The following is an 11,950-nucleotide window of genomic DNA, read 5'->3' as shown; positions in this document are numbered from 1 at the left end:
GGACAACGTAGGTGTTTCCGATCACTTCACCCAAATCGTCGAGGATGCTGTTATATGGGCCCACGACACTGAACACCCTGCCACCCGTGGCTCCGCTGATGCTCGTATTGGGTCGGCAGTATTGGTTGTAAGAACTACCTGAATGACAAATGACCGCCACGTGAACGACGATATTGTTTGCCAGGCAGACATTGATCGCGGTAGAAAGACTACCCCCATCGCTGTCCTCATCGGTAATCAGCAAAAAGTGTCTCTGTGATCCCGGACGAAAGTTAAAAGAGGTTGCGGCATCGATTACAGCCTGGAGCCCCGGTTCCCTGTAACCATTGCAATACATGGCGTTTATCCAGGAATGAAATGTCGACAGGTCACCGGTTAAATTACCATTGTTGAAAATCTGCGGATTTCCGCTCCCGGAACCCTGACCGAAACGGACCGCTCCCAGGCGGTAATCATAGCCCTGCGAAGCGAGGCTGTTCGCGAAAGCATTAACATTGTTGCGAACTGAATCTATTTTATCGCACATACTTCCGCTATTGTCGATCAAGAATACGAAATCGACCAGCCGAACTCCGCTTCCCTGGGTGGGTGGTTCGACATCGAATAAATCTGTCTGCACCCGGCCGTCTTCCGTAACCACGAAATTGCCCTGGGTCAGATCGGGTACTCCCATCCCGGAAGTGTCCACTGTGACCGTGGAATAAATAAATGGAAAGTTGTTGGCATCGACCTGACTGATATTGACGTCGAGACAATTGCCCGGCTGGTATGCCAGAAGCAACAGCGACATCAGTATCAAGAAGGATCGAATAAGGCTGATATGCCGTCTTGATAGCATACTCCCTCCTTGGTTCGGTGTGTAGTGTTTTGTGTGACAGCTAATAGTTTATGGTGTCGAGAAAATAATCTATTACAAGCTAATGAAAGTCAAGTATTTTCTCAAAAAATATTTCGTTATATTATTATATAGATGTGTATATTTATATACGGTTTGAGTGAAATATTATCTGTGGATTATCTGAAGCGGTAATTCTTATACACCATTAATACCCTGTAACTACCCAGTCCGGTGAATTAGTCATTCCACGCTTTATGTGAGGCTTCTTAATATAAGTACCGGGTGATATACTCAGGCTTTTCCGAAGATTCGTTTTACCATGGAGATCATATCGGTTCTCACGAGGTACAGGCTGGGCACGAATACGAGAGTCAGGGGGGTAACAAACAAGAGCCCGTAACCGAGCGCCAATGCCATCGGCGCGATAAACGGGTCCGACCCGCCGACCCCATAAGCCAATGGAAGCAGTCCCGCGACCGTGGTGAGAGTTGTCATGATAACCGCGCGCAACCTGTCTGCTGTTCCACGAGCAACCAGTGCCAGCACCGATTCATCGGGATGTTCCTCCCTGAGCTTATTGATATGGTTGACGAGCACCAGTGAGTCATTGACCACCACCCCGGTCAGTCCTACCAAACCCATCAGGGCCATAAAACCCAGAGGTTCGCCATGAAGGGCAAAAGCGATAATGACCGCAATGATCCCGAATGGTATCGCAATCATCACCATCAATGGCTGGGTGACTGAATTGAAAAGCAGGATGAGTGCGAAGTAAATTCCAATCACCGCGATCCCGAAAGCTATAAACAGGGAGCGGAATGATTCTTCTGTTTCCTCCGCCTCACCACCGATTACAAAGCGCATGCCCGGCCAGTCACGATCGAGATTGAAGTGATCGATTGCCTGGTTAGTAACCTGAACAGGTGTAAATTCGCTTTCATTATCGAGATCGGCAGTGATAGTCGTGGTCCGTTCGTTGTTGTAATGATAATAACTGCCCGGTCCCGGTCCGATCTCGAAGCCGGCGACATCGCCCAGCGTGATCAACCTGCCACGTTCATTGGGAATCAGCAGTTCAGATAAGTGCGTCAGGTCGTTGCGGGCCTGCCGGTCGAGCATAACCCGGAAATCGACTTCTTCATCGGCGTAGCGCACGCTTGTGACAATTTGGCCATCATAAGCGATTCGCACTGTATTGGCGACATCAGAAGCAGTCAGGCCCAGACGTGAAAGCTTCTCGTAATCGACTTTCAGTTCGACCTGCTGTTTGCCTTTTTTATCATTGCGATCGAGTTCACTGACAGCGTCGTAGGTATTCAAAAACGCTATCAATGAATCGGACAGTTTCCTGCGCATATCGTCGTCAGAACCGACCACCCGGATGGTAATCGGGTCTCCCACAGGTGGACCGCCAGCCTCGATATCATACATAATGCGCTCGAAACCCTCCAGCTTCGAAGTCTCCTGACGCAGTTGATCGACGATCTGCACCGCGGTCCTGTCGCGCCTGGCGTAAGGTGACAGGTTGACCCGCACCATCGCCCAGTGGTCGTTTTCACCCGGATTGCGTTCACCGTGACTTCCTATCCGGGTTGCGTATGAACTGAGTTCGTTGGAGGGCAGGCTGTCTACCAGGGCCTCGATCGGTCGGACTCTGTCGGATGTTTTCTTAATCGATGATCCGATCGGGGTTTCGACATAGATTACAAATGAATCAGCGGCGGTGTCGGGAAACAGTATGAATTTCATTTTGTTGGTGGCATACCAGATCGATCCTAAAAACAGGGCGATCGAGATGACGATGAAAAGGTAGCGCAGTCTCAGCATCTGTGACAGCAATTTGCGAAACATATCGCGCACCGAATCGAACCAGTAGCTCTTTTTCTTCTCACCGGTCCTGATCTTTTTGAGACCCGGCACAAGGTGGGCTGGAAGCGCGATAACCAACTCGAACAACGAGACAAAAAGCGCCAGGCTGATCACCAGCGGTATGCTCATCACGAACTGGCCGGTAACGCCGACCATGAAAAACATCGGCGCAAATGCCAGAAAGGTTGTCAACAAAGTCGCACCGACCGGCTTGAAAACCTCGAGTATTCCCCTGCTGGCGGCTTCTTCCGGTGAATCTCCCAACTCCCGCCTGCGGACGATATTCTCGGTCACGATTATCCCGTCATCGACTATAATACCGATCACCAGAAGCATGGCAGTTAGAGATATGATATCTAAATACGCGCCCGTCACCGGCAAAAGGAAGATCACTCCCAAAAGGATTACCGGGATGCTTATGGCGACCCAGAAAGCAGTCCGGATGCTGAGAAATATTGCCATAACAATCAATAACAGCCCCAGCCCGATCGCGCCGTTGGACAGCACTACGTTGAAGCGATTGCGAACATAAGTAGAGATATCGTTGGAGAACAGTATCTCCACTCCGTCTTGCAGGTTATCTTTTTCTTCATCTACGAACTGCCTGACCGCATCGACTGTGCGGATGATATCGGCAGAGTTCTTTTTGAGTACCTGGAAGGTTATGGCCGGTTTGCCCTGCATCCGGGTAATTATCCGCGGGTCTTTAAAACCATCGACAACTTTTGCCAATTCGCCGACCTTCACTATCGGTCCGCTGAAACTTGAGCGCACAATAACATCCTTAACCTGGGACGGCTCATCGAACTGGGAGAGAGTGACCAGGCTTTTCTCACTTGCATAGGAATCTATGGAACCGCCCGAAAGGCGTATATTCCTGCGGGAAATCGCGCTGGCTACATGTTGCAGGGGCACCTGGTACCTGCTTATCGCTTCCGGTGAAACCTGTACTTTGATCTCACGGTCGAGAAACCAGAATTCCTCGATTCGGGAAACACCTGCGACATTCTCGAGTTTCTTCCTGAACAGACGGGCAACCTCGCGTAATTCGGAATAGGGCAGATCACCGGCCACACCAACTTCAATCACAGGCAGGATCTCGTTGTTGATGGCTGTCACCAGGGGCGCTTCCGTAACTTCCTCGGGAAGCTCGGTAACACGGTTGACCGCTTCACGAATATCGGCCCGCACCTCATCCTTGTCATCCGCTTCGAGATCGATGAAAACCGTAATGATCGAGAAATTCTCCATGGAATAGGAGGTGATCCTGTCGATATCGGAAATGCCTTTTAGTTCATCCTCGATTTCATTGGTGACATTGAGTTCGACATCCTCGGGCGAAGCGCCGGGATAAAATGTGGTGATATTTACCTGGCCGAAATCAACCTCGGGAAAGATATCGCGCTTGATCTGTACCAGAGAACCGATTCCCAAAAGCAGGGCCATAATCGTAAACAGATTGGCAAGCATGTGGCGTTTAACAAAAAACCTGAAAAATCCGATCATTCTTTTCCCCGCTACTGCTCACGGATGTCCAGGAGCTGGTCGGTCAGTTCCCGGTATTTCAAAAGCAGGCGATGATAGCTGGCGGCATTCTGCGCCAGAATCTGCCTGGCATTCTGCTGGTTGTCACGACTCTGGATCACGATCGTTAAATCGCTTCGACCCTGCTCATAGAGCCTCAGTTCTTCTTCAGTCTTGCGTTGTGCAGATTCTATTTCCCGACGATTGAGTTCCATTACATCCACCAGCTCATCCATCTGGATCAAAAGGTTTTGAAGAGCCGATTCCAAATCCAGCCGGGCTTTATCCGCCCGGGCTTGAAGCTGCTGGATCTGAAGCTCAGTCCGGGCAACGTCGTAATCCGCCCCACGGCTTCCGAGCTGTTGCGAAAACATAAGCCCCACCGAAAAATCCGGCTTGGTGATTTCGAGTGAATTCCCGAAGGTTTCCTCTCCCCCTTTGAGTGTCACTCCCAGGTTCAAATCCAAACTGGCACGTCCGGTTTCACTGTAGCTACCGCGCAAATAGATTAGTTGCTCTTTTCTGGTTTCAAGGATTTTGAGTATCCGCGAATTTTCTAAAATGATATCACCTGCCCGGTTTATGGCTGGAAGATCTGCTGTGTCAAAGAGATTGTAATCGGGACTGCTCTGCCTGATATAATCGACCTTTGCCAGAACCGCGAGTTCAGCTTTGACTGCCTTGATCTGCGCCTGCAGAAGCACCAGAGCCTGTCTTGCGGACAGGACCGCGTCTTCTGAACGCAGCACATCCACCTGGTCCACAAGGTTGGCCTGCCGCTTCTCACGTGTCAGGGTCAGTATCTCCTCGGCCAGCCGAAGACGTTCAGCAGCGATTTTCGCGCGTTCCTCCAGGTGAACCCATTCGAGATACTTACTGCCGACTTCAAACAAAAATTTTTCCTGGTTCTCACGAGACTGAAGCTTTGCCACGCTGATATCAAACTCAGCAGAATTGTAATTCAGGCTGTCCAGTCTGCCCTTGAAATTACGCATCAACGGTTGAGTATAGCTGGCCGAAACAGAATGCTCATAAAGCGTAGAAACACCGCTGGGAATCGTAAAGCTCCCGTTTTGTGAAGGGACCGTGATATCGCTGATGGTCTGCTTGGTCAAAAGTGATGACCATCCTAATTGGAGGCTTCCGCCGGTTGACCAGAGATTCTTTCGCAGGCTCGCCTGTTGCTGGATACGGTCGATAGTTGTCGGCGAAAACGGACTGGTGACAATCGGTTTTGAGTGGAAATACGATGGCCCCCCGCTCAGGTACCAGCTCTGCGCTGTCAAAAAGCCTTCACGCCTTTTGCTCTCTATTTTGGGGGAAAGCGATTCCTGCTCAATCAGGGGATGATCCGCCTGGATATTTTGAAGCAGGTTTTCCAGTGAAATAGATTCGGAAAACGCCCCCGCAAACGAGAAGGTTAAAACTATCAGTGTTATCAATATTGTTTTCATCTCGTCCTCTTTCGGGAGAACAGCCGGATGACGAAAATCGTTCCAGAAATATATGTTGATCCCGGACATAATCGACAGTATGAAATCATACAATTGATGCCTGAGATGGTATTTACAAGATGCGATAATGAAAAAGGCTTTTCTCGCAATAAGAAAAGCCTTTACAAATTGGCGTCCCTAAGGGGATTTGAACCCCTGTCGCCGCCGTGAAAGGGCGGTGTCCTAGACCGGGCTGGACGATAGGGACCTGAATTTTTCGAACCTATAATACCCTAAATCAGCGACTTGTCAAGCCAAAAAAGAACTGCGCCAGAGATTCTCCATGGAAGACCATAATTACTTCCAGAAGCAATATCATCATCAGGATCAATACCACAAGAGGCCTGAATAACGATTTCTGCCGAACTCTTTTAGGCTTCGTAGTTTTTACGGTTATTTTACTGCGCTGGTTGGTCTTATGTTCAGGAATTTCGAGGTCGCATTCATTGATATCGCTGATTACCTCGCTCAACGACTGGTAGCGGTCGACTACTTTATTGCGAAGCATCTTCTGCAAAATCAGCTTCAAAGACACCGGCACGCGGGGGTACTTGTCATGCCAGATGAGGCGCAGGTAAGAATCGAAAATCGGCATTTGGTTGGTCAGGAGTTTATGTAATATCACGCCCGCCGAATAGATGTCGGAAATCTTGTTTTTCATCTTCTCAGGAGCTGTATAATTGTCCTGTCGCCCGACCCGATGATTGGCGATCTGACCGAAATCGGTCAGGATGATATTGTCATCCTCATCCATCAGAACATTGGACGGCCTCAAATTGCCATGGGGGATATTATTCTTATGGCAGTACTCCAGAATCTCCAGAATCTGTCCGAAGATCTGAAGCGCTACACGGGGCGGGTAGATTCGTACCAGGCGTTCCTCAAGGGAGCCACCGCGGACATAATCGGTTAGAATGACTCCCTGTTTATCGGTACCGCCGCATCCGAGTATGCCGATTATTCCGGGATGATCGAGTTGTCTCAACAGCCGGGCTTCCTTCTGGCCGGTAGAGGCCTCCTGCATGATTTTGATCACGTACAGCTTGCCGTCTTTCTGATCTTCGACCAGGTGAGTGGCCGCCGCTTCGGTTTTACGCAGGGTGTCGAGAAATGACAGCCTACCGATAAAACCCTTGATATCAGTTTCGATACTCTTCTGGGTGCTGGCCGGCGGTTTGATCTTTTTGCGAAACGCAGACAGCAAATCGGCACGAAGATCCGCCGCCGATTGATACCGGTCGCGGGGATTATTTTCGAGGCATTTTTCGACAACCCGATCCAGTTCCGGGTTGACATCGGGATTGATACTGGACGGTTTTTGAAATCTACCCATAGGTTTTTTGCCGGCCATGATCTCGTACAGGATCACACCGATCGCGTACAGGTCAGTGGTCTGGTCTATCATCGAAGAATTGATCTTCTGTTCCGGTGACATATACGCCAGCGTGCCCATGACGATCCCGGGACGGGTCTTATCGGTCTCTTCGCGGTCAACCAGCTGGGCGATTCCAAAATCCACCACCAGCGCGTTACCATCTTTGTCGATCAGGATATTGCCAGGTTTTATATCGCGGTGGATTACCCCGTTTTTATGGGCGTAGTCGAGAGCCTTGAGGACCTGCAGGATCTTGGATATCTTTTTGGCCATCGGGATGGTCTTGTCGTAGATCATCTGTTTGAAGGTGGTGCCCTCGATAAAATCCATTACGAAATAATAGCGTTCATCCTCCCGGCCCTTGTCGATCACATGGACGATATTCGGATGGCGCAGTTTGGCGATTGTCTTGGATTCGATCTCGAAACGGCGGATCACATCCGGGTTGGCCGAATAGTCATGCGACAAAATCTTGATCGCGACTTTGCGGTCAAGCGATTCCTGCAGTCCGAGGTAGATTTCGGCGATTCCTCCCTGGTCGACTTTACCGAGGACTTTGAAGTCACCGATGGTATCGAACTGAGTGCCCTCTTTTTTTACTTCTGCCAGATTATGCATATATCCCCACGATTTCTCTATCGGCCGAAGGATGAAAGCGGTTTAGAGAGCTGGAAGGTCAATTTGGAGTTATTTGAGAAGTATCATCTTGCGGCTGATTTTCGCCTGATTTGACGTGAGGGTGTAGAAATATACCCCCGAGTCGAGCCCGGAAGCATCGAAGTGCGCGCTGTAACATCCCGCTTCATGATATCTATTTTCAAGCGTGGCAATATGTTGTCCCATGATATTTACGATCTCGAGATGGACTTCTGAGGCTCCCGGCAGGCAGTACTCGATCACGGTTTTCGGATTGAACGGGTTGGGATAGTTCTGGTAGAGCCGGAAATCCTCGGGAAGCGAGCTGTCCTTTTGATCATCTTCAGCATCGGTCGCGCTCAATACCTCGATCTGTCCCGGACGGAACTCGATCGGGCTGAAGTCTCCCTGCATATCCCATGCGGCAAATTCAATGTAGATAGCAGGCGGTCCCGCAAAATCGAGGTAAGCGGAGGAGTCAATTTCGATAACCTGCGATCTGGCAAATGGATCTATATGGAAATAGATTTCACACAGCTTGCCTCCCGGCGGCTGAATCGGTAATATTTCGGAAAATCCGGAAGGGAAAATTATTGCCGCCGTCCGGTTGCCATCGATCCTGACCCCCAAATCCTTAATATCCTGTACTATCGACCCCTCCAAAGTTATGCTGTCGAATATAATGTCTGTGCTCGAGGCCTCGAAAGGTAAATCAAACCCGGAGTAGTCTTTACTCAACTCAGCATAAACCGCGATTGAGTAGTTAAACCCCGGCTCTACCACCCGTGACTCAATCCAGATGGTGTCGGAGGATGCCGACACGACGGAGCTAAACACCAGAATCATAAAAACAACAATTATAATTCCATGAATTAACTTCATTTTTATTCCCTCTAATTTATGCAGGTAAACCGATCAGGTCGATCGATGTTCCGTATTAGTCGTAATTGTATGAAAACACACGGTCAGTATATTTTGAAATATACTCAATTACGCTGATTTTCCAAGTTCTTTCACTGTTCAATTTTTGATTGACTTTCTCTATCAGATCAAGATATTGCCACTCTGATATGAAGAAAATCATTCCTCCCATAATCGTTCTCGGAGTAGTCGCGGTACTGGTTTTCCTGATCATCCGGGAACAGAATAACCGTAACGCCCCCGATCCGCCCGGCCAGGTGTCCGCCACCGGTACAATCGAAGTTACCGATATCGATATCGCGCCCGAGGTTTCCGGACGGTTGGTCAGGATGACCCGGGAGCTCGGAGAGAAAGCTGATTCCGGCACACTTTTGGCGGAAATCGATGTCGAGGAATTGAGAATCCGCCTTAACGAAATCGAGGCCGGATTCGCATCGCTCGAGGCCCAGATCGAACAGGCGCGTATCAAGCTTGAAAATTTGAACACTAATCTCAAACGTGTAAAAAATGCTTACGAGGCCGGGGCAGTGACCAAGTCACAATACGATGACATTCGGACTGAACGAGATTATGTCCGCCAGCAGATTCGAACCCTCGAAACCCAGAAGGAAAGCTTCACTGCCCAGAAGGAAACGCTCCTGACACAGATATCCAATTCGAAGATATATTCGCCGGTCACCGGCTGGATCACATCAAAAAATTACGAGCCGGGCGAGCTGGCCATGCCGGGAGCTTCGCTTTACACTCTTTCGCTTCTCGAACGGGCCTATATCAATGTCTATGTCAACGAGACCCGGATCGGCGCTATTCGCCTGGGTGATTCGGCGCATGTCATGATCGATACCTACCCCGAGCGCAGGTTTAAGGGCAAAGTGGATTTTATCTCGCCCGAGGCTGAATTTACCCCGAAAAATATCCAGACCAAAGAGGAACGAGTCAAGCTGGTATTCGAGCTCAGGATCTCCCTGCCCAATCCAGAGCACCGCCTCAAACCGGGTCTGCCGGCTGATGTCATTATCTATGTAAACGAATAAAATCCGCGCGAGGTCGATGTGCCAGGCTCCAACCCGATACAGGTCGAGAGTTTGAATAAAACCTTCGGCGATCACCATGTGCTGGAGGATCTCAGCTTTGTGGTCAACCAGGCCGAGATGTTTATCGTGGTCGGACCCGACGGTGCCGGCAAGACCACCCTGCTTCGGATACTGGCGGGAATCATGCCGTTCGAATCCGGTCAGGTCAGATTTCTGGATTGCGAAATCGATCGTGAAGCTGAACTGGCCAAACCTCACCTCGGATATATGCCCCAGAAATTCGGCCTCTACGAGGACTTAACCGTTCAGGAAAACCTCGACTTTTTCTACAGTCTCTATCGTCTTCCGGGCAAAGACAAAGCCTCAATTTTGAAAAGAATGTACGAATTCTCCGGCCTGGAAAGGTTTTCGCGACGCCTTGCCGGCAAGCTGTCCGGCGGCATGAAACAAAAACTGGGCCTGGCCTGCGCCCTGCTTCATCGACCCAGGGTTTTGCTTCTGGATGAGCCTACCAACGGTGTCGACCCGTATTCACGCCGGACTTTCTGGAATATTCTCTCCGATTTCAAACAACAGGGTGTCACTATCGTGGTGGCCACACCGTTTATGGACGAGGCCGAACGGGGTGATCGCGTACTGCTTTTGAACGAGGGACGGATGCTGGCCTGCGACAAACCCGACGATATTAAAGCCCTGTGGAAGGGTAGCCTTTACGAGATTTACAGCCCGAACAGCAGGAGAGCTAAAGAGCTTCTAAAACAGAATCATCTGGTGCGCTCTGCAGTGATGTTCGGCAACAAACTGCATGTCTCACCTGCCGGAGATAATGGTATAGATAAGATAATACATGAATTGCAGAAAGAAGACCTTGTCAGCGGTCAGCCCAACCGGATCGAACCGGAACTCGAGGATCTCTTCATCCACCTGGTTAGTAATGAATGAATACGCTCTGAAAATCGAAAACCTGACTCGCCGCTTCGGAGATTTTACGGCGGTCGACCAGATCAGTCTCGAGGTAAAAAGCGGGGAGGTCTTTGCGTTTCTGGGTCCTAACGGTGCCGGTAAATCGACCACGATCAAGATGATGGCCGGCCTTCTGCGTCCCTCATCCGGTTCGGGCAAAGTGGGTGGTTTCGATATTTACCGTGAAGCAGAGAAGATCAAACTCAATATCGGTTACATGTCACAGAAATTCTCACTATATAATGATCTGACCCCGTCCGAAAACATCAGCTTCTTCGGTGGTATCTACGGCGTTTCGGAAAAACACCTGGCGGAAAAGACCGCAGTCCTGTTCGATACCACTCCAATCGGGCGCATTCGCAGTGAAGTTACAGCCTCCCTTCCGTTGGGGCTGAAGCAGAGACTTGCGCTGGAATGCGCAATGCTCCACGATCCGCCGATTTTATTTCTGGATGAACCCACAGCGGGAGTGGATCCTATGGCACGGCGGGGCTTCTGGGATATTATTTACAGCGCATCACAGCGGGGCACAACCGTCTTCTTAACCACTCATTACATGGACGAAGCCGAACATGCCGACCGGGTGGCGATGATATTCTCCGGGCAGTTGCGGGCGGTCGGAACGCCCCGGGATCTCAAAAACGATTTCGCCGGTGGTAAAATCTACCAGTTCAAAACCGATGACCTGCTGAACACGCTCCAGGTACTTCAAGGTAAAGCTGAAGTTCGAGAAGCAACTGTATTCGGGAGCGCGCTTCATATCACACTCGATGAAAACAGCGACCTCGATTCCGCCCGGAGATTTCTCGAAAACTGCGAGATCGTGTTCGAGCACCTGGAAGAGGCCCGTCCTTCGCTCGAGGATGTTTTCATTAACCTGACCGGGGAGGAAGCCTGAGATGAGCTTCAGCAGGATTTACGCCCTGACCCGCAAAGAGGTCATACAGATCATGCGCGACCCGAGATCTCTGGCGCTGGCGTTTGTACTGCCGATGATACTCCTGTTTTTGTTCGGTTACGCTATCACGCTCGATGTCAAGAACATTCCCTTTGCGGTTCTGGATTATGACAACTCGAGCCTGAGCAGGGGGCTGGTTCGTGACTTCGTCTCCAGCGGATATTTCGACCACCGCTACAGTTTAGAACGCCAGGAACAGATCGACAGCCTTATCGAACTGGGCGAAATCCGCATCGCGTTGGTACTTCCTTCAGACCTGACAGAAAAGATCAAGCAGGGCAAAACCGCCGCAGTCCAGGTTATTACAGACGGCGCGGATGCCAACACCGCCAATATCGC

At 50.2% G+C, this 11,950-nt stretch carries 9 protein-coding genes and 1 tRNA gene; 4 read left to right on the top strand and 6 right to left on the bottom strand.

Annotated features, from left to right (window positions below; genetic code table 11):
* The 6 genes from GF404_09795 to GF404_09770 form a co-directional block, all read right to left on the bottom strand.
* Positions 1–838: VWA domain-containing protein (locus GF404_09795; GenBank protein MBD3382475.1), on the bottom strand; the 838-nt coding region annotated here is incomplete at its 3' end.
* Positions 839–1,129: 291 nt separating this feature from the next.
* On the bottom strand, positions 1,130–4,213 hold the full coding sequence (locus tag GF404_09790) for an AcrB/AcrD/AcrF family protein (GenBank protein MBD3382474.1): 3,084 nt from the start codon (positions 4,211–4,213) through the stop codon (positions 1,130–1,132).
* Positions 4,214–4,224: 11 nt separating this feature from the next.
* Positions 4,225–5,778, bottom strand: coding sequence for a hypothetical protein (locus GF404_09785; protein MBD3382473.1), 1,554 nt, complete (start codon positions 5,776–5,778; stop codon positions 4,225–4,227).
* 76 nt (positions 5,779–5,854) lie between these two features.
* Positions 5,855–5,932 (bottom strand) — tRNA-Glu (locus GF404_09780).
* A gap of 30 nt (positions 5,933–5,962) precedes the next feature.
* The gene (locus tag GF404_09775; protein MBD3382472.1) at positions 5,963–7,717 is read right to left on the bottom strand and encodes a protein kinase; all 1,755 of its coding nucleotides are present in this window, start codon (positions 7,715–7,717) and stop codon (positions 5,963–5,965) included.
* Between the two features lie 69 nt (positions 7,718–7,786).
* Positions 7,787–8,617, bottom strand: a complete 831-nt coding sequence (locus tag GF404_09770) for a T9SS type A sorting domain-containing protein (protein ID MBD3382471.1) — start codon at positions 8,615–8,617, stop codon at positions 7,787–7,789.
* A gap of 188 nt (positions 8,618–8,805) precedes the next feature.
* Here GF404_09770 and GF404_09765 point away from each other — a divergent pair, with 188 nt between their 5' ends.
* From GF404_09765 to GF404_09750, 4 genes are all read left to right on the top strand, one after another.
* Positions 8,806–9,690 carry an efflux RND transporter periplasmic adaptor subunit gene (locus GF404_09765; GenBank protein ID MBD3382470.1) on the top strand — a complete coding sequence of 295 codons (885 nt, stop codon included), beginning with the start codon at positions 8,806–8,808 and terminating at the stop codon, positions 9,688–9,690.
* A 117-nt stretch (positions 9,691–9,807) separates the two neighbouring features.
* Positions 9,808–10,632, top strand: coding sequence for an ATP-binding cassette domain-containing protein (locus GF404_09760; protein MBD3382469.1), 825 nt, complete (start codon positions 9,808–9,810; stop codon positions 10,630–10,632).
* Complete coding sequence (locus tag GF404_09755) at positions 10,625–11,551, top strand: ATP-binding cassette domain-containing protein (protein MBD3382468.1); 927 nt, start codon at positions 10,625–10,627, stop codon at positions 11,549–11,551. Before GF404_09760 ends, GF404_09755 begins: the two co-directional genes overlap by 8 nt.
* A gap of 1 nt (position 11,552) precedes the next feature.
* On the top strand, positions 11,553–11,950 hold a 398-nt coding region (locus tag GF404_09750), incomplete at its 3' end, for an ABC transporter permease (GenBank protein MBD3382467.1).

The organism is Candidatus Zixiibacteriota bacterium, from assembly GCA_014728145.1.
In the GTDB taxonomy this organism is placed as follows: Bacteria; Zixibacteria; MSB-5A5; order JAABVY01; family JAABVY01; genus WJMC01.
Note: the sequence above shows the minus strand (reverse complement) of the source record. Positions and strands in the feature narration are given on the sequence as shown.

Excerpts from the sequence above, each read along its gene's own strand:
- GF404_09770 (MBD3382471.1), bottom strand. The coding sequence starts at position 8,617 with ATGAAGTTAATTCATGGAATTATAATTGTTGTTTTTATGATTCTGGTG.
- GF404_09775 (MBD3382472.1), bottom strand. The coding sequence starts at position 7,717 with ATGCATAATCTGGCAGAAGTAAAAAAAGAGGGCACTCAGTTCGATACC.
- GF404_09790 (MBD3382474.1), bottom strand. The coding sequence starts at position 4,213 with ATGATCGGATTTTTCAGGTTTTTTGTTAAACGCCACATGCTTGCCAAT.
- GF404_09755 (MBD3382468.1), top strand. The coding sequence starts at position 10,625 with ATGAATGAATACGCTCTGAAAATCGAAAACCTGACTCGCCGCTTCGGA.
- GF404_09765 (MBD3382470.1), top strand. The coding sequence starts at position 8,806 with ATGAAGAAAATCATTCCTCCCATAATCGTTCTCGGAGTAGTCGCGGTA.
- GF404_09760 (MBD3382469.1), top strand. The coding sequence starts at position 9,808 with ATGTTTATCGTGGTCGGACCCGACGGTGCCGGCAAGACCACCCTGCTT.